Source organism: Xenorhabdus mauleonii (genome assembly GCF_900113945.1).
In the GTDB taxonomy this organism is placed as follows: Bacteria; Pseudomonadota; Gammaproteobacteria; order Enterobacterales; family Enterobacteriaceae; genus Xenorhabdus; species Xenorhabdus mauleonii.
This window is the reverse complement of the sequence record NZ_FORG01000007.1, coordinates 1-22,954: the sequence shown is the minus strand read 5'-3', so window position 1 is coordinate 22,954 and position 22,954 is coordinate 1. Positions and strand designations below refer to the sequence as shown.

The following is a 22,954-nucleotide window of genomic DNA, read 5'->3' as shown; positions in this document are numbered from 1 at the left end:
AAAGGAGGATAAACTCGGCTGCTTTGCCCACTTTGTGTTTTTCATTCATCAACAAAAGTTTTAAATCGCTTATTAAGCCTTTTAGCTATAATTTTTCCATTCTTAGGTTCTTTATAAGCAAAAAAAATTGGCGGTATAAATAGAATGAATGCAGCTAAATTTTTTTAAATTTAAGTTTCATTATTTATATCCTTTTTTGATTCTTTTATTCTATGGTTTTTTATTGATTTTATATTCTTTGTTGGGTTTAATTTAATTATTATAAATAAAGGATTGTTTTTTATAATATACGGAGAACCATATCTGAAATGGAAATTGGCTTATAATGAAAAAAAGTTATCAGGTGATAAGCTGAAGTTATTGCTTTCGAAAAATAAATCTGATGGGTTAAAATTTAAAAGAGTACTATATATATGGGTTTTATAATGTGGCTATAGTCTTTTTATTACTTAATAATAAGCGGTAAGCTATTTTGATGCATTACCGCTTTTTCTGAAATGTTATTTAATTTAGTTTATCTTGTGCCCATTCCAGCCCGCTTTGATATTCTTCAGGCAATAACGGGATTAATTTTTGTAAGGTTGTTTTTAATATATTGCAGTCAGAATGAGCCATATTCAGATGGCCTACTTTACGAGCAGGGCGAACTTCTTTTTCATACCAATGTAAATGAACCAAAGGCAAACTTAGCCATGCGGGGTTTATTCCGGTGCCTATTAAATTAATCATGACTGATGGCGCAAATATTTCTGGTTGCGGCATAGGGAGATTTAGAATTGCTCTCAGGTGAAGTTCAAACTGGCTGATAGACGCGCCATTTTGCGTCCAGTGGCCGCTATTATGAACCCGTGGAGCCAATTCATTGATCAACAAATTATCATCGACAATAAAGCACTCCATCGCCATAACACCCACATAGTTCAGGTGATCCATGATGGCAGACAGCATTTTTTCTGCTTGTTGCTGTAATTTTTTATTTGTATCAGGCAACGCAACGCTGGTGCGTAAAATACCGTCCTGATGCAAATTGTGGGTCAATGTATAGAATACTGATTCACCTTTGGCATTACGGGCGCCAACCAAAGAGACTTCTCCTGAAAATGGAATGCCTTGCTCTACAATGCATTCTCCGTAAATTTCAGGGGGCAATTCAGTTTCATCACCGGGTCGAATACGCCATTGACCACGGCCATCGTAGCCGCCTGTTCGGCGTTTAACAATGATAAAATCCCCCAATTCAGCGAACAGCTGCGGCCATTGGCTGGGATCGGAAAGCAGTTTCCACGGCGCCGTTGCCAGACCTAAAGTGTCCATAAGTTGCTTTTGCGGTAAGCGATCGGCTAATTGTGGAAAAATATCACGATTGATAAAAGCGTTATGGTGCGCTAATTCACGCGTTAACGCCGTTTCTGGCCAGCGTTCAATTTCTGCGGTAATGACACTGCTTTGATAGGGCACCGCTTCCGGCTCTGCATCCAATCCAACGGGGTAAACGGCAATCCCCAACGGTTCGCCTGCCTGACGCAACATTCGGCCTAATTGGCCATTTCCTAATACACAAACGGGTTTCATGCATCCTCCCGTGGGTCAGGATTATCCAAAACATCCTGCGTTTGTGTCTGGCGCCACGCTGACAAACGTTGAAACACGGTGTCATCATGCAAAGCCAATATCTGGGCTGCCAACAATGCAGCATTTGCTGCACCTGCTTTGCCTATTGCCAATGTACCTACAGGAATACCCTTTGGCATTTGGACAATAGAATACAGGCTATCAACACCACTTAGCGCGGCGCTTTGAACAGGAACCCCGAATACAGGAACCAGTGTCTTGGCTGCCAACATTCCCGGCAAATGAGCTGCCCCGCCTGCTCCTGCGATAATGACATCAAAACCACTTTCTTTTGCTTGCTCAGCAAACTGGAAAAGTTTATCTGGTGTTCGGTGCGCCGAAACAATTTCAACATGAAAGGGGATGGCAAGGTCGGTCAGAATATCCGCGGCATGTTGCATGGTTGCCCAATCACTTTTTGAACCCATGACAATGGCAATTTTGGCGTGATATTGCTTGGCATCGTGTTGTTTTGCTTTCATTGATATAGCGGCTGTGGAAATAGCGTTTGTGGGATCTGAGCTGGCCGTCATAAATCAGATGCTCCTGTATTGGCTGTCTACCAGAACAAAGATGGTGTTTAAGTTGGCCGATCATATCACGCAGATTCCGTTAGGAAAACGTTTGCGTATTTTGATTTTGCTATTTTTCTAAAAAAATTAAGTCAGATTCAAAAAGGAAAAGATATCAGTTCAATAGCGTTTTCTGTCACCTTGAACATAGATCCCTTATCATGCCAAGCTCCCAACACGCCACGATGCACGGTTTTGTCTCCCAATTGAATATCATGTATTGCCGGGCGATGGGTATGCCCGTGGATTATCCAATCGACCCGATGACGCGCAAAATTTTCAATAACCGTTTGTTGGTTGACATCCATAATTGATTCGGATTTTTGACGATTAGCGTATTGGCTATTCGCGCGCATTTTGGCTGCGATTTTCAAACGGATAAATAGAGGGAACAACAAAAAGAGCCGCTGTATCCACGGAGTATGGACTTTCTTGCGGTACTGTTGATAACTGATGTCATCAGTGCAAAGCGTATCGCCATGCAGGATCAGAATACGCTTGCCATACAGTTGCAAAACTTTTTCCTGTGGCAGCAAAATTAGGCCGCTGTTTTTGGCAAAACGCGAACCCAGCAAGAAATCACGGTTACCATGAATGAAATAACAAGAAACCCCTTTCTGCTTCAATTTATAGAGTGCTTGGGCTATTTGAGCGTGAAGCGGGTTGGGATCATCATCACCAATCCAGTAATCAAAAAAATCACCGAGAATATAAAGACTTTCAGCGTGGATCGCATCTTCACGTAAAAAACGCAGAAAACCGGCAGTAATTGCCGGTTCTTGCTGGCTGAGATGCAAATCTGCAATAAACAGCGTACTCATATAACGATTAACTATTCATTTCAGAATGATTATTCGCTGATAGTAACGCGTTCGATGATCACATCTTCACGTGGCACATCTTGGTGCATACCGCTGCGGCCAGTGGAAACACCTTTGATTTTATCAACCACGTCCATGCCTTCAACGACTTCAGCGAATACGCAGTAACCCCATCCATCAGGACGCTCTGAGCGGAAGTTCAGGAAATCGTTGTCAACAACGTTGATGAAGAACTGGGCCGTTGCTGAATGTGGATCATTTGTACGTGCCATCGCGAGAGTGCCACGGTTATTTTTCAGGCCATTGTTGGCTTCATTCTTGACTGGAGCCTTAGTGACTTTTTGATTCATGCCTGGTTCAAAGCCACCGCCCTGAATCATGAATCCATTGATAACACGGTGAAAGATTGTGTTATCATAAAAGCCTTCAGAACAGTAACTTAAGAAGTTTTCTACAGTTACAGGCGCTTTATCTGCAAATGTATTAATTACGATATCGCCAAAATTGGTGTGGAAAGTCACCATAATAGAAATCCTAATAATAGTTTTGATTGACCCTGTTTTCAGGGTATCGGAGAACGCTGTTATACCATATCTGTGATTTTGAGTCAGTATTCTGAAGCTGCATCAAAAGAAGGCTGATTTGCAGTACTTGCAATACATGGCATATCAAGGTGAAATATCTCACTTGGCTTCTCTGCATGTTAGTCTATTTATCTTCTTAATGAAGAAGCCTATACCCAATAAATTTATTTGATTTTATTACACGTACATCAATTTTTACGGAAAACCCACTGATGCTAAAAATTTTCAATACTCTCAGCCGCCAAAAAGAAGAATTTAAGCCGATTCATGAAAAGAAAGTGGGCATGTACGTGTGTGGTATTACCATTTATGATTTGTGTCACATTGGTCACGGCAGAACATTTGTTGCATTTGATGCTATTGCCCGTTACTTGCGCTACCAGGGATATGATCTCACGTATGTGCGTAATGTGACGGATGTGGATGATAAAATAATCAAACGTGCCATTGAAAACAGTGAAAGTTGTGACGATCTGACCACTCGCATGTTGGCAGAAATGCATAAAGACTTTGATGCATTAAATATTCTACGCCCAGATTTAGAACCACGGGCAACCCAACATATCCCTGAAATTATTGAAATAACAGAAGCGCTAATCAAACGTGGTCACGCTTATGTCGCCGCTAACGGCGATGTTATGTTCTCCATTGATACCAATCCGAATTATGGCCTCCTTTCCCGTCAAGATTTAGATCAATTACAAGCGGGGGCGCGTGTTGAAGTTGCTGATGTAAAACGCAATCCAATGGATTTTGTCCTGTGGAAAATGTCCAAGCCGGGTGAACCTAGCTGGGAATCTCCTTGGGGAGCGGGGCGTCCGGGCTGGCACATTGAATGTTCAGCGATGAACGGCAAGGCATTGGGGCATCATTTTGACATCCATGGTGGTGGCTCTGATTTGATGTTCCCGCATCATGAAAATGAAATTGCACAGTCTACTTGCGCCCATGACGGCCCATATGTTAACTACTGGATCCACTCGGGTATGGTCATGGTGGATAAAGAAAAAATGTCCAAATCATTGGGCAACTTTTTTACTATCCGTGATGTACTGAAATATTATGATGCTGAAACTGTGCGCTATTTCTTGTTGTCCGGCCATTATCGCAGCCAGTTGAACTATACAGAGGAGAACCTCAAACAGGCACGTACTGCTCTTGAGCGTTTGTACACTTGTTTACGCGGTACTGACAAATCGGCTCAACCTGTTGGCGGAGAAGCATTTGAAGCGCGTTTCATTGAAGCCATGAACGATGATTTCAATACACCGGAAGCCTATTCTGTGCTGTTTGATATGGTGCGTGAGATCAACCGACTGAAAGCCGAAGACATGGCGGCGGCGAATGGTCTGGCGGCTGAACTTCGTAAACTGGCGGGCATTCTCGGCCTTTTGGAACAAGATCCAGAACATTTCTTACAAAGTGGAGCTCAGTCTGACACTGACGATGATGTGGCTCAAATTGAAGCACTGATTAAGCAACGTAACGATGCTCGTAAAAACAAAGAGTGGGCGCTGGCTGATGCAGCACGTAATCAGCTAAATGAATTGGGAATTGAGCTGGAAGATGGTCCACAGGGGACAACGTGGCGTCGTAAATAATCAATTCTTGATTGACTGTGTATTGTCAACATCTCATAGAACCGCCCGCATAAGGGCGGTTCAGTCTTTTATCGTATCAACGCTTTCACAGCGGTATCTTTTCGCTGTCTAGCAATCGCATATAAGCGAAATAACAGACCGATTTATTGACGAACACTCATATATGCAGGATAGAAAATGTTTCCGGAATGATACGTGGTTTTTCCTGAAACTGCGTTTCGTTTCATAACAACAAAAGAAGAATTACTCAGATGTTCTGGTAGTTGATGTGTATTATCACCAGACTTGAGAAGAGAAACAGTCACTCTACGTTTAGAATTACTTACCTTATAAGACATACCCAACAACCTTCTTGCAGCTCTATTACTTAACATAATCAACTCCTTTTCAGTTGTAAGCCAGTCTCTGAGTATAGCGATTAATTAGAAAACCAAAAGGTTGTCGGACTGTTTATTTATTAATATATTGCCTGTGTCACATAAGTGACATTCCAAAATCGTCATTCATTTCCTTACCCTTCGCATCGCTAGGAGTAAGGAATTTCTAAAATCGAAGAGTATCACTATGATTAAATCTTATTTATTATTTTTCGGATAAAACCAGACAAATTGACGTTCGTAAATATTGATATCATGCCGTGGATTATTATCAACGGGTATTTTTTTATTGTAATCTTTAACAATGATAGAGCGATTGGTTTTAAATTCTTTTTTAGTAAATTCACCTATTGTATGTAGTGGCCCGGTATAAGCTTTCACTGGCTTATTTGTGATATTGGCAAATTCTTGAGCGAAACCTGTTTTTCCTAGATGGCAACAACAAAGTCTTATGCTATTAATATTATAAACATAGATTAGTGTTCTTATACAATCAAATAGATCTTGAGGCTTTAAGTGAAAGAGACGAAAATCAAGAGTGGAATAGGTATTATGGTGCCGGTTACCATGACCGACAATATTTAACCTTATAGGTAATTCATTTTTAGGAATGTCAATGAAATAAATAATTCCATTATTGAGGCGTTGAAATTCAACACTGTGTTCATTCCATTTTAATATTTCGCTTTGCCTTATCCTTGGGGTTGTCCATGGATTTATACGCTTGGACTCTGTTGCTCGTGTTTTATCTATTTTTCTTATTAAACTTATTGGTATTTCTTCATCTTCACGATATCTACCCATAATATAACCCTCATTATTTTCAGTGTATTATTTTAATTATTTTAATTATTTTAATTAAACAAAAATTTCATGAAATTATTTCATTGAAAAATAGCACGTTTATAAATCTAACGTGCTATTTGCTTGTGATGATATTAGCAATATAGATTATTTTTCTACTCGAACGAATTCACCGTTAAAAGAAACAATTTTACCCTCAATAATTTTACAACGCTTACGGGTCTCAATTTGGTAATCAACTTCGACCAAACCTTCTGCAATTACAGCCTTTGCAGCAGCACCACTTTCACTCCATCCCTGGAATTTCAGCAAATCACACAGTTCCACATAAGGGTGCCCATCTAAAGAAAAAATTTCCATCAGTAACCTTCAGTTGTATCTATATCATGATATTCCTCGCAAGCCTGCAAGGTATTTTGAATCAAAGTTGCAACAGTCATTGGGCCGACACCGCCGGGTACCGGAGAAATCCAGCTGGCACGTTCGGAGGCTTTATCAAAATCCACATCTCCAATAACCTTGCCATTGTCCAGTCGATTAATGCCGACATCAATCACAATTGCTCCCGGTTTGATCCACTCACCGGGAATGAAATTGGGTTTACCGACAGCAACCACCAACAAATCAGCTTGTTCAACATGTTGGCGCAGATCTTTGGTAAACCGGTGCGTTACCGTAGTTGTACAGCCGGCCAATAACAACTCAAGGCTCATTGGCCGCCCCACGATATTAGACGCACCAATAATAACTGCATTCAGTCCATAAGTATTGATATTGCAGCGCTCAAGCAGAGTGACAATCCCACGGGGAGTACAAGGGCGCAGTTTTGGAGAGCGTTGGCACAGACGACCGATATTATAGGGATGGAATCCATCTACATCTTTATCGGGATGAATACGTTCCAGAACTTTGACATTATCAATACCGGCAGGTAAAGGAAGTTGAATTAAAATACCATCAATTTCCGTATCGGCGTTCAGATTATCTATTAGAGAGAGTAATTCGGCTTCGCTGGTCGTATCTGGTAGGTCATAAGAGCGGGACATAAAACCGACTTCTTCACAGGCGCGACGTTTGCTTGCGACATAAATCTGAGAAGCGGGGTTTTCTCCCACTAAAACGACAGCAAGGCCAGGGGCACGTTTTCCGGTGGCCACACGCTGCCTAACTTTTTCTGCAACTTCGCTTCTGATTGTCTGCGCAATCGTTTTCCCATCAATAATTTTTGCTGACATGTATTTAAGATTCCATCATCAAGTATAGGAATAGATGCTATTTTGTCAGAACATGAACCGCCTGTCAGTTTTATTGATAATCATAAAATGAGCATATGAGCGAAAAGGCCATTGACTCATTTGATTATGCCCGTATAATCCGGAGCTACATCAAAGCATTAACGATGTTGCTTATTCTGCATACCGTAATGCGCCCTTAGCTCAGCTGGATAGAGCAACGGCCTTCTAAGCCGTAGGTCACAGGTTCGAATCCTGTAGGGCGTACCATCCATTCATATCTTAACGTCTTCCAAAGTCCACAAAATCCCAGTAAATACGTGCAGTTAGCCTTTTCCCGTTCTCTCATAGTCTACTAAAGTATGTTGAAATCTACAGATCTCTGGGGGCATAATTGGGGGCATTGTTAGGTTCAATGAAGTAAAATACCCCCAAATGAAGTTGACAGCCAGACACTGCAAAGCCGAAAGAAAAACCCTATAAACTTGCAGATGGTGACGGACTATATCTATTGGTTAACCCTAATGGCGCTCGCTATTGGCGGTTGAAGTACCGGATCGCAGGCAAAGAAAAATTACTCGCACTGGGGGTATATCCTGATATCTCCCTCGCAGAAGCAAGAACCAAGAGAAACGAAGCCCGGCGGATGCTATCGGATGGTCATGATCCGATAGAAGAAAAGAAAGCTGAAAAGGCAGCCAAAGCGTTTGCAGTCAGCAATAGTTTTGAATCTATTGCCATTGAGTGGCACGAACATAAACGTCCCAACTGGTCAAAAGGGTATGCCGAAGACATTCTGGAATATCTGAAAAAAGATATCTTCCCGTATATTGGTAAACGTGCCGTTACCGAGATTAAACCTGCTGAAATGTTGGCTGTGCTCCGAAAAATGGAGCAACGCGGTGTTTTGGATAAATTGAAAAAAACCAGACAGGCCTGTCGGCAAATTTTCACCTATGCCGTGATTACAGGGCGGGCTAAGTTCAATCTTGTTACCGATCTTGCCAGCGCACTTAAAGCACCGAAGCAAAAACATTTCCCACATCTTTTAGCTGACCAACTGAATGAATTCCTCATCGCCTTGGCAGGTTATAGTGGAAGCGAAGTGACTCAATCCGCGACACGTTTACTGATGCTTACTGGTGTGCGTACCATCGAATTAAGAGAATCAGAATGGACTGAATTCGATTTCGATAAGGATATCTGGCAGATACCTGCTGAACGAATGAAAATGCGTCGCCCTCACATCGTCCCGCTATCCAATCAGGTTAAAGCCATTCTTATCAAGCTGCTCTCTATTACTGGGCGTGGGAAATACGTTTTCCCCGGCCGTAATGATGCGGGTAAACCGATGAGCGAGGCCGCCATTAATCAGGTTATTAAACGTATTGGTTATGATGGCAGGGCAACCGGCCACGGCTTCCGTCATACCATGAGTACTATTCTGCATGAGCAAGGTTATAACACTGCATGGATTGAAACTCAGCTTGCCCATGTTGATAAGAACAGCATCCGGGGAACTTACAATCACGCTCAATATCTGGAGGGGCGCAGGGAAATGCTGCAATGGTATGCGGATCATATGGAGATGCTGGAACGCGGTGAAAATGTCTTGATAGGAAAATTTGGCAAAAGGGCGTAAAGGTACGGTTGCTTTTTACACCACGTTGGCAGTGCCAATAGAGCTATTTTTCATACAGCTCATAGATATGTGGTGCTTTTTTATTCTTTGTTGGCAGTGCCAACAAAGTTATTTTTTTATACAGAACATAGATGATGGATGTTTTTTAGACTGTGTTGGAGGCTCCAGCGGTGACTAATTTTCATACAGCATACAATTCGGGAGTTGGTACTCCCTATAAACCGATAAATTTCACAAATGGAGTAAACAATTAACGCTGTTCATTTAATCTTGCTTTTTAAATAATCCGCCTGTCATCAAACAACGTCCACGATGAGCGCTCAAGGACTCGGTAACAGGAGATAAATAATATGACAATGACAGCACCGAAAGAAAATCTTATTCGTTTGCCCGAAGTTCAACGCAGAACGGGTTATAGCAAGGCGTGGATCTACAAATTAATTAGCGATGGGGCATTCCCGAAACAAATCAAACTCGGTTCCCGTTCCATCGCGTTTATTGAATCAGAGATTGATCACTGGATTGCGCAGCGGATCGCAGGATCACGAGCGGCATAACACAGAAAAGAACATGACATAAGACACGTAATATAAAAGAGCAACGCCCCAGTGTGCGACAACACATCTGAGGCGTCTGACCAACAACCGTTATACGGAGTAACGATGATGGCTGATATACAGCATACCCAAACTCACCCTAAATTTACACTTTCAGATAAGACCACTCATCAAAAACCGCTCGACCTGATCCAGACCGTGAAAAAATCCGCCATGTATCATTGGGAAAATCTGCTGCCTGCCTGTGGTATTGATATTCCGTCAAAAGACAAGCATGGTGCCTGCCCGATTTGCGGCGGCACTGACCGTTTTCACTTTATTGATGATCACCATCATGGCAACTGGTATTGTCGCCAGTGTGACATGCCGAACTACGGCGATGGGCTGGATTTGGTGGCAAAAACCAAAGGAATTTCTATTACTGAGGCCGCGAAAATAGTTGCGAATGTACTGGCATTACCTTTGCCCGAACCCAAGCTAGCCAGAAAAACCATTCAAACAACACAGTCAATTGCCGACAAAGTAGCAGCACTGATGGCGCAAACTGTTGCCGGACAATCTCCCTATCTGATGGTAAAGGGGTTGCACTATCCTAATCAGAGGTTGTTGGCCGATAATTCGACAGTGTTGCGACTCGCAACACTGGATAAAAAAGCAACCGGCGCACAGATCATCAAACCGAATGGCGAGAAAAAATTACTCACTGGCAGCCAGAAGAAAGGTGCATTTATCACTCTGTCAGCGCTGGCAGAAAGTCCCGATGCAGTCATCATTACCGAAGGTTACGCCACGGCACTCACGGTTAACCAACTCTGTAACGGGACTATTCTGGCTGCACTGGATGCAGGCAATTTGCTCTCCGTTGCCCAATCAGTCAGAGAACGCTGGCCGGACACGAAAATCATTATTGCCGCCGATAACGACTGGCATCATTCCGGTGAACTGGATAAGAACGGTAAACCGAAAGTGAATACCGGCAAAATCTCGGCAGAAAAAGCGGCTATTGCAGTAAATGGCTGGCTCACGTTACCGCCGACAGAACATAAAGCCGATTGGGACGACTATCGCCAACAACACGGTGTAGAAACGGCAAAGCTGGCGTTTGCTCAAGGGCTTTATCAACCGGCACCCATAACGAAAAAGGCGGTCATTCATCCCAATGATGCCGAATCGTCAAAACTAACCTTATGCCAGATGGGAGCCAGTCAGCGCGGTGAAGTGTTACTGGCACGTTATGACGGTGATTTGGCACTGGATGGCGCTTCGGAAACCGTTTATCACTATGATGGTATTGTCTGGTGTCCGGTCAGTAACCGCGATTTACAGCGGGAAATGGTGGCGGCTTTTATGGAAGAGAAAATGCCGTACTCACCGCATGGTATTGGCTCTGCTGTGGATGCCCTGAAATTACAGCTTCCCATGATGAACGCACCAGAGCGCCATTTAATCGGGTTTCATAATGGGGTATTTGACCTGAAAATCGGCCAGTTCCGGCCTCATCACAAACATGACTGGTTGCTGCTTGCTAACGACGTTGAATTCAATTCCCCCGTTTCGGGAGAAACCCTGCAAAGCCATGCGCCTCAATTCTGGCACTGGCTCAAGCGGGCAACCGCTAACTGTGAAAGCAAAGCAGAGAGAGTGATGGCCGCACTGTTTATGGTGCTGGCAAACCGTTACGACTGGCAGTTATTTCTGGAAGTCACCGGTGCCGGAGGCAGTGGAAAAAGCATCTTTGCTGAAATCTGCATGATGCTGGCAGGGAAAGGCAATACCGTTTCTGCCAGTATGGCTGCGCTGGAAACCCCACGGGAGCGGGCACTGATTGTCGGGTATTCGCTGATTATTTTGCCTGACCAGACCCGCTATGTGGGCGATGGCTCTGGCATCAAGGCCATTACAGGTGGGGATGAAGTCGCTATTGACCCGAAGCACAAACAGCCTTATTCAACGCGCATTCCGGCGGTGGTGCTGGCGGTGAACAATAACGCCATGAGTTTCAGTGATCGCAGTGGTGGAGTGTCGCGGCGTCGGGTGATTTTCAACTTCTCCGAAGTCGTGCCGGAAAACGAACGTGATCCGCTTCTGCGGGATAAAATCGCGGCAGAATTGCCTGTGATTATCCGGCAATTGCTTCATCGGTTTGCTGATCCACACACGGCAAGGCGTTTACTGGCGGAGCAACAAAAATCTGAAGAGGCTTTGGATATCAAACGCGGTACAGATCCGCTGGTTGGTTTTTGTGGTTATCTGGTGGCTTCTCATGAAGCTGATGGTTTGTTAATCGGCAATGCGGAAATCATGCCGTTCAATCCTCGCAAATACCTCTATCACGCCTACCTTGCCTATATGAAAGGTAACAATTTGAACAAGCCTGTTTCCGTGACCCGATTCGGTATGGATATGTCGGGCGCATTGGCCGAGTACAGCCAGTACTACCTGCGTAAGAAAAGCAAACAGGGCATTCGCAGCAATCTGAACCTGAATATCGACACGGCCATCGAATGGCTGCCGAAACTGACAAGGGATAACCTGCCAGAAGAATAATTTTTTTTTCACACCGATAAAGATTTCCTAAAAAATATAAAAAGTGTTCACCACTATTCACCCTATGATTTAAATCATATATATCAATGTATTGTAGGGTGAATAGTTATTTTTAAACTGTTCACAAGTCTTCATCCCTGTTCACCTTTTTCTGATTTAGAGGTGAAGGGTTGAGTGAAGAGTGGTGATGAGTTTGATTTCAAGTTATCACCCTTTAACAATATGAATTTAAATAAAAATATTTAGAGGTGAACAGGGTGAACAGTTTTATTACTAATTCTTTAATAGGGAGGGGTTAAATAAAAAGGTTTTTCTGGCGGGTATGGTGTTCTTCAAGATCTCTGATTTGTCTGGTTAATGCATTAGCCAGACAAATCAGAGAAGACAAGCGCAGCGCGTCAGTGTGATTTTAATCTGTCGTACTACACGAAATTAATATGAGGCAATCATCTGATTTTATTTAGTCATAGACGTTAATCACAATTTTCCTGATGTGTTTTTATTTGTACTGGAATAGATAAATAATTCTGTTATATCCTACTCTGCGCTGTACCTAAAATAGGCAATTGCTATTTCATTACTACATTATCTTTATTATTAAGGCATTCACTAAGGATTGATACACCAAAAGATTATGGAGGATACAAATGAGCAGGGTAATGGATAAAATCAACCAACTACTTGATCGCTCAGGGTTAAGATTTACACTAATTACGGAAAATTTACCCGAACAAACTTTCGCGGTTGTTGATTTTTCTCTCAATGAAGCGCTATCTACCCCTTTTCGGCTGGAAGCCACGCTGACCTGTAAAACCCCGGAAATCAATTTTGCCGATGTCCTTGACAGAAATGCCGCTTTTGCCGTACACCGCAACGGACAGGTTGAGCGCCAAATCACTGGGATGATAACCCATTTTTCACTGCTTTCAACCGGGCGGCACAGTAGTCGCTACCATATCACCCTTCAGCCTCCTTTATGGCGTGCATCATTGCGGGTCAATAGCCGGATTTTCCAAAACCAGTCCGTTGTGGATATTGTGGAAAGCCTGCTCAGGGAAAATGGTGTGCGAAACATTTTCTTTTCATTGGGCTATAAACATCCGCCACGGGAATTTTGCGTTCAATACGATGAAAGCGATCTGGCCTTTATCCAGCGCTTACTGGCCGATGAGGGTATTTTTTACTACTTCACCTTCGATCAGGAACAGCATGAACAACGTATTGTTTTTCACGATTCCTGTCTATCCCTTAATCAGGTCATTAATATCCCTTATCGTCCCGAATCTGACGTCACAGGTGGAACAACCTGTGTTCACCAATTTAGCTGGTCAGAGCGCGTTGGTGTTGCCAATATCACTACCAAAGACAGAACTTTTAAGAACCCACGCTGGAACCGGGAATTCTGGTATGAAGGGCGTAACCTTGATAATCAGCGGATACTGAACAGCTATCATTACTACGATTTCCCCAGCCGCTTTAAAGATGATGATTTAGGCCAGCGGGCAAGCCAGTATCGTCTGGAATACCTGCGCCGGGATACGCAGCTTGGCAACGGTCATGGTGACTGTTTTGCCATGTGGCCAGGGCAATTGGTTAACCTGGACGATCACCCCAGAGAGGCTTTTAACGACCAATGGCAGCTGATTCATATCACGCATTCCGGGCGGCAGGCACAGGCAGATGAAACCCGTTCCGGCGAGGGCGGTACATGGTTATCCAACCAATTTACCTTCACTACCCGAAAAAATTCTTACCGCCCTTCACCCTATCCAAAACCCAAAATGGAAGGCCCACATATCGCCACTGTCGTTGGGCCTGAAGGGGAAGAAATCTTCTGTGATGAGCATGGGCGCGTTCGTATCCAGTTCGACTGGGACAGGTATGGTGAATTCAATGACAAAAGTTCTTGCTGGGTACGTGTCAGTCAGGCCTGGGCTGGACAATTAATGGGAATAATTGCTATTCCCCGCATTGGTCATGAGGTTTTGGTTGATTTTGTCCATGGTGATCCCGACCAACCTATTATTGTCGGGCGAGCTTACCATGCGAATAATATTTCACCAAACCGCTTACCCATGGCAAAAACTCAGATGTCGATACGTTCAAAAACTCACAAAGGAGAAGGATTTAACGAACTGCGTTTTGAGGATGAGAAAGATCGCGAAGAAATTTTTATTCATGCCCAAAAGAACCTTGCCATTCAGGTGCGTAATTCGCGGGATGAGCGTATTAACTATGACCGTACAACCAGTATCGGTCATGATGATGAATTGGTGATAGCCAATAACCGTAAGGTGACTGTAGAAGGTCAACAGGATCATAAAACCACAGGCAACTATATTGAGCTAATTGATGGTGATCGTTCATTACAAATCAAAGGTGATTTGGCCGAAAAAATTCAAGGCGTAATCAGTGTTGACGCTCAGGGTGATCTCACACTACAGAGTGGCAGCAAAATCACACTGAGTGTCGGCGGGAGTTTTGTTGTTCTTCATGCGGGTGGGATTGATATTAAAGGCGCAGCTATCAATCTGAATTCCGGTGGTAGCCCCGGAGATTTACTGACTCCCGCCAATCCCGCCATTTTGCTAGCCGCAGCCAGTGAAGGCTCTATGTTTGTCGCCCATTGTCCAATGAAGGAGAATCAAGAATGAGTCAGGAAATATTTTACGCTATTATTGATGGGGCAGCAGAGCAGGACTTATTTTTGATGCTGGAACAATATGATCCACCTTCATCTTGTCTTTATAGTGAACCACTCCAGCCAGAGCTGGTTAAAATCGCGCCTTATTTGATACAGGTGAATGAAAAAGTCAAAGTCTGGTTGGAGTGCCGCAAAACACCATGGGGAATTTTCGTCCATAGTACAGCAGATATGAAAACTGTACGCCAACATTTACGAAAATATCTGCAAGTACTGCTTCCTCAACAGGAAAAACCCGTATTTTTTCGTTTTTATGACCCGCGTAATATCTGGGATTTTCTTGATGTATTGAGTGACTGGGAAATACATTGTTTTTTGGGGCCGATTCAAAAAGTAGCAACAGATTACCAAGGTGAATATAAAGAGGATAATTTTCTAAAAATTAGAGAAAAATATCCTGATAATGCCAAGGGCAGATATAAGATTTTCAAAATCAACGAAGAACAATATGAATTAATAGAAATAAAGCAAAAAGAAAAGTATTTACAAAAACTTTATGTAATTTTGTTATCTGAGTTGGCTGAACTGAGAAAAAGTATCAGCATTGTCAATTCAATGCCATTTTTGGCTTTTTTCTATGAATATCTGCTTGATGAAAAAATAACAGATATGCGTTCTATAGAAGAAATTCTTAAAAAAGTGATCAGAGAAGAAAATTTCGATATTGATGAGTTTGATAAATCAATTTTAACCAGACTTACTGATGATGAAACTCCCGGCTGGTATAGGGCCAATAAATTTCTTCTTGATATTTAATAACAATCTATATATGTATTAAAATTAATTCGGGAGAGAAACAATATGGGAAATGCCGTTAGAATCGGTGATATGGGTACAAAACATGGTGATTGCCCGGGAACACCTGTAATTACCGGTGCTAGAAGCGTTAAAGTAGACGGTGTCTACATAGCCAGACAAGGGGATACTCTGGAATCTCACTCATCGCATTCCAGGATGATAGCTGAAGGTTCTGGATCTGTGTTTGTTGAAGGAAAACCTGTCGCTAGAACGGGTGATGCCGTTGATTGTGGGGGTATTGTTATTGGTGGAGGTAGCGTAAGTATTGGCTGATGATATTTGAAAAAATATATATAAATACACTGTAGTTCATACAAAAAAACACAGGTTATGAACTATATTTAACCAGCACTTCTTACTTAAATTCAGTTAATTTATCGTCAAAAGGAAGATTAGATGGAACCTATCAATGAAAAGGAAAAAACACTGTTAACAGCTCTTAACGATAATATCTGCTTTAACAAAAAAGAGGAGTTAATAAAAAAACTATCTGAACATGATGAAAATAACACATGGAGTGCGGGTAAAGCCTGTGCTACATGTCCACCACCGGAAGCGAGAGAGGATTTTGTTAAGCATGTATTAAGTAAGGTTCCATATGTTAATGATGATGGGTATTTTAAAAATACTGATATAGTTCAAGATGAAGTCAATGCTTTAGAGCATGGTGAAATGAGCACAGTAAATGCTATAGTATTACATAGAACAGGAGGCTCAAGTATGTCAACAGCTATATCTTCGTTCAAATCAACTGGAGTTGGAACACATTTTATTATAGATAAGGATGGTACAATAAAACAAACAGCTAGTTTAAAACAATATACATATCATATAGGAAAAATAAGATCTAAGTGTATAGCAGAAAATAATTGTAATTCAGATGAAGCAAAAAAAATAAAAGGTTGGGGATGGAATCCGAAAAAAATTCATGACCATGAAAAATTAAAAGCATATCCTGACAGATACCCTATGAATGATGATAGTGTAGGAATTGAAGTTGTTGCAGGCTATAATAAGTCATCTAAATCTTGGGATCAAGCTACTGTACAACAAAGTGAATCAATTAAAAAATTAGTTAGTTTATTAAAATGTAATTATAATTTAGATAATGGTGATATATATGAGCATGATAAAATATCTTATAAAACAGAAGGCGAAGGTGCTAATCTTTATTCTAATGATATTTAGTCCTTATGTTTATTCAAAAAACAAAATAGAAATAATTAGCTTAACAGGGTTGGTGATAACCAAAAGTAATGATAAAGATATTATTGATATCTGCAAAAAATGGAATTTAAGTAAGGAGGATGTAAATAATATTTTTAATATTAGCAGGGAATATGATTATTCTCCATATAGTTCTTTCTATCAAACTCCATGTGATATAAATGGAAAGGTAAAAATAAACAATGAGATATGGGATTTTTATATTAATGGGGGAGGGGTGATTACACTTAAGAGTAATAATATTGAGAAATTTTTAGGTTGTGAATCAAAGAAATGTGAAACTTTCTTCATCCTACCTTTCGATGGTATGAATCCATAATTATAATTTATAATCAAGGTGAAAGTAACTTTCAATCTTGATTATAAATAATGCAGTTCAACACATGATTTTTATTATTGCTACGATTATAAAAATCAGTTAATCTAAATTGGATTAAAGCGCTTTTCAGCGAAAATAAAAAACTCCCGTAGCCTGAAAGGGAGAGCAAGTATTGTGGTACATCTGCGCACCTTTGGAAGCAGATATTGTCAGACATAAACCCCTTGTCTAACGATGAAGGTTTTTTAAACTAAAAATACCCCAAAAGAGTATTTTTATGCTGACAGCTAAGTGCATTGAACATTGAATCATGCACTTACGTCAGACCACAAAATTATTCTTACATACGATATTTATACTTCTACAATCTCTGTTTGAAATATTCAGCAGACACCTTTTCTGCATCCAAATAATCAACCCATAACTGCTGTTTGACACTTCACCTTGCGGAGTTCTTCTGTGCCTGCTGGCATTTCAACGTTCGCACGACTTTTGCTGATTGTTTGCGGATTTAAGGCGTCACTTTTTGCCGGTTTACCGCTGAAAGTGACGCCGCAGCAAAAAGATAACCTGACAATGACGGGATCACGCCTGCTTAACCACACAGTGAATCTGACACTGCATTTTATAGATTAAAGAATCATCAAAAGGAGAACCTGACGATATCGAGGCTGGCTTTTAGCCGGTGGGGATGACCTGTTAATACAGGCGGCAGTACCGCGTACTCAACCGATACCCCGCAATACCTCAACACGCGCTCACTCTGGTGCACAGATATTCGTCAGGGGGCAAAGCCGGTATTTCCTGCTTTGTCCGCACTGTCGCGCGCCAGAGATCGCATGTTGAAAGGTTAAGTAAGGAGAAACAGATGAGCGGATTGATTAAGGAATTAAAATTTTTTGCCCGACAGGGCGGTGGCAGCCATAAAACCTGTCATGACCGCATTCGGATCGCGGGGCGTTTGGGCGCGTTGTTATTAAGTCTGAATATTCAGGTTAAAAGCCTCAGCCATTTAAAAACCAAGCATGTAGAGTACTACGTTGATGCCCGTTTATCGCAGGGTGTTGCTAAACGAACAGTGCAAAATGAAATGGCTGCGCTGCGTAATATCTTCCGCATGGCAGGCAGGGAAAAACTGGAAACTTCTCCGCGTTTGAGTAACCAGGCATTGGGATTAAGTAAAGCCAGCCGCGCAGGAACAAAGCAGGCGATCCCTGATGCCACGTTTCAGGTTGTTTACCAGAAAGCCCTTGAATGGGACGCCGGATTTGCAGCCACACTGAAGCTTGCCCGTTTGATGGGGCTGCGTTCTCAGGAAGCGGTGCAGTGTAGTGCTTCATTGAAAAGCTGGCGAAAACAGTTAGAACAACCAGAGCCAAAATTGCATGTTGTTTTCGGTACAAAAGGCGGCCGACCAAGGCAAACCCGTGTATTGGATGTTGTGGCGGTGAAAGAAGCTGTAGCACAGGCCATTGCTGTGGCTGAGCAGAGATGCGGCAGATTAATTGATAAGCCGGATCTCAGGCAGGCCATGAACTATTGGCGAACTCATACCACAAAGATTGGTTTAAAAGGTTGCCATTCTCCTCATAGTTTGCGTTATGCGTGGGCGCAGGATGCGTTGGCGTTTTATCACCAAAATGGCTTTAGTCATCAAGAGTCAAGGGCATTGGTTTCAATGGATTTGGGGCATGGCGACGGACGCGGGCGTTATGTTGAGCGGGTTTATAGTCGTTCAACTTAGCAGTTCAGTTATTGAGTTAGATAAAACAATCAGTTAAAGTAACTCCGCCATTGGCACAATCTAATGGTCAAGGTTTAGCAGCCTTGTGTAACTATATACACTGGTAGGAAGTTTCTGCCAGTGCGTCTGTTATCACCCTTTCAATGGTGGTTCAGGCAGGGGAGGCTTCGGCCTCGCCGGTTATAGTTACCCGGTCTGCTAACCCTGCCTTGAATCACCACCACTAATGTTCAATTAATGGAAGGGGTAGCAGGAATGATTGATATTAAAAAAGACTGGCATCAGGCCAATATTATTGCTGCATTACGTAAGCGTGGTACTACTTTAGCAGCAGTCTCCCGTGAAGCGGGATTAAGTTCATCAACATTAGCCAATACTCTCAGCAGGCCTTGGCCAAAAGGTGAGTGGATAATTGCGAATTATCTCGGAATACACCCTTCAGAAATCTGGCCTAGCCGTTATTTTGATTCATATGATGGTCAGCCTATTGAACGTAAGGCTCGCAAAGCTCTTACTGAATAGTTTGGTTTCAATGAAATAAGCCATGAGGATGAATAATAATTATTTATTTTATATTCATGGCAATATATTTTCCTGAAATATATGGATTTATAAAATGAATGATTATTTTTATTTAAATCTTGAGAATTTATCTAAAGAATTAGATTATCTCTATGCTGATGAACACTCACTCGAAGATAATTACTATTTTAAAAGTAAAGAAATCAAAACTAGAATTATACATTTGATTGTGGAGGCTAAAAGTTTCGGAGAAATTGAATTTATCGATAAAGCATTGCTATTTCTTTTTGAAAATACGGGTTGCCACGAGGATCTTAAGATTTTAAATGAGATAAATAAACCATTGTTTGAGGCTAAAATCCTTAATTGTGAATCTTTAGATAAATATTTGGCTGAGTATTCACCGTTATCTCGGTGGCTGTAATTTGATTATAATGAAATTTGGTTGAGCTACTATTTTAATAAAATAACAGGTAGACCGCCTTGAAACCATTATTTCATTTTTGACAATATTGGTTTTATTGATGACATTTTTGCAATGAAAACCCTGCTATCCACAGTGCCAACCAGATAGAAATCAGGCAAACAGAGACAAAATAATGTGGGGGTATTATAGGGGGTATGGTAGATAATTGAACTAAATAAAATCATTTAAAAACAAATAATTAATTGTTAATGTTGAATCCTGTAGGGGCAATACCAGCGCCAGCAAATCAGTGATATTAAACTGAGAATGCGCGAGCTGATTGGGGACTACAAAAGCAGCTAAGGGAAGGAATTGAGCCTCTCAAAAAACAAGGCTGGAAGATCACGTGGATTTTTCCGGCTTTTTATCTCTAACTACTTAATTATGTGCCGAATAGACACATATAACTCTTTTCTGAGTTCATTTAGCTTATTATTTTCATCTTTTAAAGGTACTCCATTTCTGCTAAGTACTAGATCATTTAGTGATCCCATACCACCAAAGAGTCCTTTTATATCTACAATAGCCTCATCAGGTTTTATATTCATTCGATAACGTAATTTATCTATATGATGAGCCCAATCAGATGCCAAGTTTTGCTCTAAAAGAATTGAAATTTCTTCCAAAATTTTTTCTATTTTCCACATCATCTTAATGGAGATTTTCCTATGATTTTGATACTCGGTACATTCCAAGGTTCTGTTAGAACGATTTGTTCTGTACCACCGAGATAAAATTCTTTCTGTACACCTACTTCCCCGACATAGACTTTTGTACCTTTTGGTATTAATGTATTTTGAACGTGTATGTAGTATCTAATGGAGATTCACCACCATTTGGCCATTTAGGTAAGACTGCTTTGTTTATTCTTGTCTGAAGAACGCTTTGTGGTTTATCTAAGCTAAAGAATCGCCCAAATTCATTAGTAGACCCCCCGCTCGGTGCATGACAGTATCCTGGCTTAAAATTACTTCTTTATATCTTCCACCTGCGAAAGTTTCTGTAAGACCATCATCTAATGGCCTTGGCTTAATTGCCGAATAATGCCCTGTAATTTCACCTAGGTCATCACTAGGTTTCTTAATTTTTGATGTTCCAGAAAGTCCTAATGGATCGCTCCAAGACAATGGGTTATGCACATAGCCATAAGGATTAATACCTCCCGCCAAATTCCGGGGATCGGGCGAGAGGTACTGCGCCGCTCTTAAAAAAACAAAGCCGGAGGATTACGGGGAACTTTCCGGTTTAAATATAACCAATACGAATATAACTTACTGAAAATAATATAAATTATATAGTTAGTATGGCTCTCAGTTTAGAGTAGAATCCGATTAAACTTTGTAAGTCGGACTCTATTTCATATGTTAAAGATGAACTCTCTAACATATCGTTTAATAAACAACCAATTATTTTTACTTTCCCTAGATGATTAATTGAAATATTAATATCAACATTTCCATTTTCATTAATAAAGTTAGATTCAAGTACCTTTTTAGAAATTAATTCATCTAAGGAAATAAGAAATTCTTTAATTCTGTCATACGATGAATCGAAATTTACCTTGGCATGATACCAGCTAGACTTAATATCAATACACGCATAAAAATCTTCTCCTTTAAAATAAAAGTCTTTTAAAACTAAATGACTACTATTATCACCTTTTATTATAGTTTCTGGTGTCATTTTATTCTCCTTAATCAAGTCTTGGTATATCTTCAAGTTTTAGAGGCCAACCAAAACTTCTGCTACGCTGTCCCCAGTTAGTTGTACTTATCATATCTCGATGGCTAATTTTTCCATCCCTAACAACTATGTTATATACAACCTTTTTTCCATTTTTATGGCCTAACATTGCATAGCCTATATTACCGCTACGCAGTACTGTTGGTTTTGTTTTTAAAATTTCTCGGTCGAAACTAAATGGAAAATTGTGCCCGCCAGGATTTTTAACTGCTCGTTGTCTGATTCTTGGTTCATACTCAGGAATTTCTGATAGTGATTTTTTATCATGTGCTATCCCTGCATCCCCTTTATTACCAACCCCGCCTGCCAGACCGTAAGGATCAATCCACTTCGCCGGATTATGCACATATCCGTACGGATTTACCCCGCCCAATAAGCCGATCGGGTCGGGCGAAATGTACTGTGCCGTCTCCGGGGAGTAATAGCGATGAAAATTATAGTATAAACCCGCTCTCCTCATCCTCATACTGCCCGCAGAACCTGAAATTACACCCAACGTGGTAATCCGGGTTATTCGAGGCAATCACCTGCGATTTCTCGGCTTTTCCCCACGTTTTCAGCCGCTGCGCCCAGACCAGCGTGCCGTCCTCATTCAACATCTCGCGCACGGTGCCCTGATGGTCACTCACAATGTAATGCAGCTTGCCCTTTTCAACGCGGGCGGAGGGCGTCCGTGCCCCCGGCTCGTACAGCCAGAGCACGCAGCTGTCCAGTGCCAGCGAGCCGTCGGCGTAAATGGGCGTTTCCTCAATCAGCTGGTCACCGCTCCAGAGGTAGTCCTGACCGTAAATAGCCGTGTTACGCGGGGTCAAGTCTGGTTTTCCGTCCAGCCAGCGTTGCAAGTTTGTCGCCGTCAGCTTTCCGTCATGCACCTTGAGCTTACGTATTCTTCGACCAAAGGCATCGTAACGATAGTGCCAACGCGAGCCGTCCGGCGTTTCGCAATGGGTGAGCTGGTTTTGGCTATCCCAGCGGTAGCGCCAGACTAGTGGCCGGAAGCCATCACGCTGTTCGTTTTTTTCCACCAGACGACCATTGTCATCATAGCGATAGCGGATATTCCCTTGCTGCACGACACGCCCG

The 22,954-nt window shown here is 41.8% G+C and carries 24 protein-coding genes, 1 tRNA gene and 3 pseudogenes; 14 read left to right on the top strand and 14 right to left on the bottom strand.

Translation table 11 applies throughout. The features are described 5' to 3' along the window. Nucleotides 1–504: 504 nt before the first annotated feature. From purK to ppiB, 4 genes are all read right to left on the bottom strand, one after another. A complete protein-coding gene (purK, locus tag BM100_RS08870; protein ID WP_092510042.1) occupies nt 505–1,572 on the bottom strand; it encodes a 5-(carboxyamino)imidazole ribonucleotide synthase in 1,068 nt (355 codons plus the stop codon). Then, entirely contained in the window at nt 1,569–2,093 is a 525-nt protein-coding gene (purE, locus tag BM100_RS08865; protein WP_175494933.1) for a 5-(carboxyamino)imidazole ribonucleotide mutase, read from the bottom strand. Before purE ends, purK begins: the two co-directional genes overlap by 4 nt. Nucleotides 2,094–2,281: 188 nt before the next feature. Further along, nucleotides 2,282–3,004 (bottom strand): UDP-2,3-diacylglucosamine diphosphatase, encoded by a 723-nt coding sequence (lpxH, locus tag BM100_RS08860; RefSeq protein ID WP_092510038.1) that lies wholly within the window; start codon nt 3,002–3,004, stop codon nt 2,282–2,284. Nucleotides 3,005–3,033: 29 nt separating this feature from the next. Continuing rightward, on the bottom strand, nt 3,034–3,528 hold the full coding sequence (gene ppiB, locus BM100_RS08855; protein ID WP_092510036.1) for a peptidylprolyl isomerase B: 495 nt from the start codon (nt 3,526–3,528) through the stop codon (nt 3,034–3,036). A 272-nt stretch (nt 3,529–3,800) separates the two neighbouring features. Here ppiB and cysS point away from each other — a divergent pair, with 272 nt between their 5' ends. Beyond that, nucleotides 3,801–5,189 carry a cysteine--tRNA ligase gene (gene cysS, locus BM100_RS08850; RefSeq protein WP_092510034.1) on the top strand — a complete coding sequence of 463 codons (1,389 nt, stop codon included), beginning with the start codon at nt 3,801–3,803 and terminating at the stop codon, nt 5,187–5,189. A gap of 143 nt (nt 5,190–5,332) precedes the next feature. Here the strand turns inward: cysS and sra are convergent, their stop codons facing one another. The 4 genes from sra to folD form a co-directional block, all read right to left on the bottom strand. Beyond that, complete coding sequence (gene sra / locus BM100_RS08845) at nt 5,333–5,563, bottom strand: stationary-phase-induced ribosome-associated protein (protein ID WP_092510032.1); 231 nt, start codon at nt 5,561–5,563, stop codon at nt 5,333–5,335. Nucleotides 5,564–5,764: 201 nt separating this feature from the next. Next, nucleotides 5,765–6,370: a hypothetical protein gene (locus BM100_RS08840; protein WP_092510030.1), complete on the bottom strand. Its 606-nt coding sequence runs from the start codon at nt 6,368–6,370 to the stop codon at nt 5,765–5,767. A gap of 147 nt (nt 6,371–6,517) precedes the next feature. Next, on the bottom strand, nt 6,518–6,730 hold the full coding sequence (gene ybcJ, locus BM100_RS08835; protein WP_092510028.1) for a ribosome-associated protein YbcJ: 213 nt from the start codon (nt 6,728–6,730) through the stop codon (nt 6,518–6,520). After that, nucleotides 6,730–7,605, bottom strand: a complete 876-nt coding sequence (gene folD / locus BM100_RS08830; protein WP_092510026.1) for a bifunctional methylenetetrahydrofolate dehydrogenase/methenyltetrahydrofolate cyclohydrolase FolD — start codon at nt 7,603–7,605, stop codon at nt 6,730–6,732. Before folD ends, ybcJ begins: the two co-directional genes overlap by 1 nt. A gap of 190 nt (nt 7,606–7,795) precedes the next feature. Here folD and BM100_RS08825 point away from each other — a divergent pair. The 13 genes and pseudogenes from BM100_RS08825 (at nt 7,796) to BM100_RS08770 (ending at nt 20,086) form a co-directional block, all read left to right on the top strand. Further along, nucleotides 7,796–7,872 (top strand) — tRNA-Arg (locus tag BM100_RS08825). Nucleotides 7,873–8,047: 175 nt separating this feature from the next. Further along, nucleotides 8,048–9,244: pseudogene (locus BM100_RS08820) on the top strand (tyrosine-type recombinase/integrase); the annotation flags it as partial. Between the two features lie 350 nt (nt 9,245–9,594). Next, nucleotides 9,595–9,801: a helix-turn-helix transcriptional regulator gene (locus BM100_RS08815; RefSeq protein ID WP_086955681.1), complete on the top strand. Its 207-nt coding sequence runs from the start codon at nt 9,595–9,597 to the stop codon at nt 9,799–9,801. 108 nt (nt 9,802–9,909) lie between these two features. Next, complete coding sequence (locus BM100_RS08810) at nt 9,910–12,348, top strand: toprim domain-containing protein (RefSeq protein ID WP_092510377.1); 2,439 nt, start codon at nt 9,910–9,912, stop codon at nt 12,346–12,348. A gap of 647 nt (nt 12,349–12,995) precedes the next feature. After that, a complete protein-coding gene (locus BM100_RS08805) occupies nt 12,996–15,002 on the top strand; it encodes a type VI secretion system Vgr family protein (protein ID WP_244590624.1) in 2,007 nt (668 codons plus the stop codon). Then, the gene (locus BM100_RS08800; RefSeq protein ID WP_092510024.1) at nt 14,999–15,808 is read left to right on the top strand and encodes a DUF4123 domain-containing protein; all 810 of its coding nucleotides are present in this window, start codon (nt 14,999–15,001) and stop codon (nt 15,806–15,808) included. Before BM100_RS08805 ends, BM100_RS08800 begins: the two co-directional genes overlap by 4 nt. A 45-nt stretch (nt 15,809–15,853) precedes the next feature. After that, nucleotides 15,854–16,123 carry a PAAR domain-containing protein gene (locus BM100_RS08795; protein WP_092510022.1) on the top strand — a complete coding sequence of 90 codons (270 nt, stop codon included), beginning with the start codon at nt 15,854–15,856 and terminating at the stop codon, nt 16,121–16,123. A gap of 123 nt (nt 16,124–16,246) precedes the next feature. Continuing rightward, the gene (locus BM100_RS08790) at nt 16,247–17,038 is read left to right on the top strand and encodes a peptidoglycan recognition protein family protein (RefSeq protein WP_092510020.1); all 792 of its coding nucleotides are present in this window, start codon (nt 16,247–16,249) and stop codon (nt 17,036–17,038) included. Then, the gene (locus tag BM100_RS08785; protein WP_169924705.1) at nt 17,010–17,396 is read left to right on the top strand and encodes a hypothetical protein; all 387 of its coding nucleotides are present in this window, start codon (nt 17,010–17,012) and stop codon (nt 17,394–17,396) included. Before BM100_RS08790 ends, BM100_RS08785 begins: the two co-directional genes overlap by 29 nt. A gap of 459 nt (nt 17,397–17,855) precedes the next feature. Further along, complete coding sequence (locus BM100_RS23015; protein ID WP_169924706.1) at nt 17,856–18,032, top strand: hypothetical protein; 177 nt, start codon at nt 17,856–17,858, stop codon at nt 18,030–18,032. A 232-nt stretch (nt 18,033–18,264) separates the two neighbouring features. After that, nucleotides 18,265–19,140 (top strand): integrase domain-containing protein, encoded by an 876-nt coding sequence (locus tag BM100_RS08780; protein ID WP_092510016.1) that lies wholly within the window; start codon nt 18,265–18,267, stop codon nt 19,138–19,140. 255 nt (nt 19,141–19,395) lie between these two features. Continuing rightward, nucleotides 19,396–19,662 (top strand): helix-turn-helix domain-containing protein, encoded by a 267-nt coding sequence (locus tag BM100_RS08775; RefSeq protein ID WP_092510014.1) that lies wholly within the window; start codon nt 19,396–19,398, stop codon nt 19,660–19,662. Between the two features lie 94 nt (nt 19,663–19,756). After that, the gene (locus BM100_RS08770; RefSeq protein WP_092510012.1) at nt 19,757–20,086 is read left to right on the top strand and encodes a hypothetical protein; all 330 of its coding nucleotides are present in this window, start codon (nt 19,757–19,759) and stop codon (nt 20,084–20,086) included. A 416-nt stretch (nt 20,087–20,502) separates the two neighbouring features. On the opposite strand, the gene BM100_RS08765 is transcribed toward BM100_RS08770, so the two are convergent. From BM100_RS08765 to BM100_RS08750, 6 genes and pseudogenes are all read right to left on the bottom strand, one after another. Next, nucleotides 20,503–20,778: a DUF6966 domain-containing protein gene (locus BM100_RS08765; protein ID WP_092510010.1), complete on the bottom strand. Its 276-nt coding sequence runs from the start codon at nt 20,776–20,778 to the stop codon at nt 20,503–20,505. Between the two features lie 447 nt (nt 20,779–21,225). After that, nucleotides 21,226–21,324, bottom strand: a pseudogene (locus BM100_RS24055) (RHS repeat-associated core domain-containing protein); the annotation flags it as partial. A 94-nt stretch (nt 21,325–21,418) separates the two neighbouring features. Then, entirely contained in the window at nt 21,419–21,811 is a 393-nt protein-coding gene (locus BM100_RS08755) for a hypothetical protein (RefSeq protein WP_092510005.1), read from the bottom strand. 10 nt (nt 21,812–21,821) lie between these two features. Next, nucleotides 21,822–22,217 carry a hypothetical protein gene (locus BM100_RS24050; protein ID WP_338066830.1) on the bottom strand — a complete coding sequence of 132 codons (396 nt, stop codon included), beginning with the start codon at nt 22,215–22,217 and terminating at the stop codon, nt 21,822–21,824. A 21-nt stretch (nt 22,218–22,238) separates the two neighbouring features. Beyond that, nucleotides 22,239–22,331, bottom strand: a pseudogene (locus BM100_RS24045) (RHS repeat-associated core domain-containing protein); the annotation flags it as partial. Next, nucleotides 22,306–22,954: RHS repeat domain-containing protein (locus BM100_RS08750; RefSeq protein ID WP_422645739.1), on the bottom strand; the 649-nt coding region annotated here is incomplete at its 5' end. The pseudogene BM100_RS24045 and the gene BM100_RS08750, both read right to left, overlap by 26 nt.

What these genes read in the sequence shown, in the direction of transcription:
- lpxH (WP_092510038.1), bottom strand. Translation starts at nt 3,004, where the DNA reads ATGAGTACGCTGTTTATTGCAGATTTGCATCTCAGCCAGCAAGAACCG.
- BM100_RS08780 (WP_092510016.1), top strand. Translation starts at nt 18,265, where the DNA reads ATGAGCGGATTGATTAAGGAATTAAAATTTTTTGCCCGACAGGGCGGT.
- BM100_RS08800 (WP_092510024.1), top strand. Translation starts at nt 14,999, where the DNA reads ATGAGTCAGGAAATATTTTACGCTATTATTGATGGGGCAGCAGAGCAG.
- BM100_RS08810 (WP_092510377.1), top strand. Translation starts at nt 9,910, where the DNA reads ATGGCTGATATACAGCATACCCAAACTCACCCTAAATTTACACTTTCA.
- BM100_RS08795 (WP_092510022.1), top strand. Translation starts at nt 15,854, where the DNA reads ATGGGAAATGCCGTTAGAATCGGTGATATGGGTACAAAACATGGTGAT.
- sra (WP_092510032.1), bottom strand. Translation starts at nt 5,563, where the DNA reads ATGTTAAGTAATAGAGCTGCAAGAAGGTTGTTGGGTATGTCTTATAAG.
- BM100_RS08775 (WP_092510014.1), top strand. Translation starts at nt 19,396, where the DNA reads ATGATTGATATTAAAAAAGACTGGCATCAGGCCAATATTATTGCTGCA.
- cysS (WP_092510034.1), top strand. Translation starts at nt 3,801, where the DNA reads ATGCTAAAAATTTTCAATACTCTCAGCCGCCAAAAAGAAGAATTTAAG.
- BM100_RS08755 (WP_092510005.1), bottom strand. Translation starts at nt 21,811, where the DNA reads ATGACACCAGAAACTATAATAAAAGGTGATAATAGTAGTCATTTAGTT.
- purE (WP_175494933.1), bottom strand. Translation starts at nt 2,093, where the DNA reads ATGAAAGCAAAACAACACGATGCCAAGCAATATCACGCCAAAATTGCC.
- folD (WP_092510026.1), bottom strand. Translation starts at nt 7,605, where the DNA reads ATGTCAGCAAAAATTATTGATGGGAAAACGATTGCGCAGACAATCAGA.
- BM100_RS08840 (WP_092510030.1), bottom strand. Translation starts at nt 6,370, where the DNA reads ATGGGTAGATATCGTGAAGATGAAGAAATACCAATAAGTTTAATAAGA.
- BM100_RS08805 (WP_244590624.1), top strand. Translation starts at nt 12,996, where the DNA reads ATGAGCAGGGTAATGGATAAAATCAACCAACTACTTGATCGCTCAGGG.
- BM100_RS08815 (WP_086955681.1), top strand. Translation starts at nt 9,595, where the DNA reads ATGACAATGACAGCACCGAAAGAAAATCTTATTCGTTTGCCCGAAGTT.
- ppiB (WP_092510036.1), bottom strand. Translation starts at nt 3,528, where the DNA reads ATGGTGACTTTCCACACCAATTTTGGCGATATCGTAATTAATACATTT.
- BM100_RS08770 (WP_092510012.1), top strand. Translation starts at nt 19,757, where the DNA reads ATGAATGATTATTTTTATTTAAATCTTGAGAATTTATCTAAAGAATTA.
- ybcJ (WP_092510028.1), bottom strand. Translation starts at nt 6,730, where the DNA reads ATGGAAATTTTTTCTTTAGATGGGCACCCTTATGTGGAACTGTGTGAT.
- purK (WP_092510042.1), bottom strand. Translation starts at nt 1,572, where the DNA reads ATGAAACCCGTTTGTGTATTAGGAAATGGCCAATTAGGCCGAATGTTG.
- BM100_RS08765 (WP_092510010.1), bottom strand. Translation starts at nt 20,778, where the DNA reads ATGATGTGGAAAATAGAAAAAATTTTGGAAGAAATTTCAATTCTTTTA.
- BM100_RS08790 (WP_092510020.1), top strand. Translation starts at nt 16,247, where the DNA reads ATGGAACCTATCAATGAAAAGGAAAAAACACTGTTAACAGCTCTTAAC.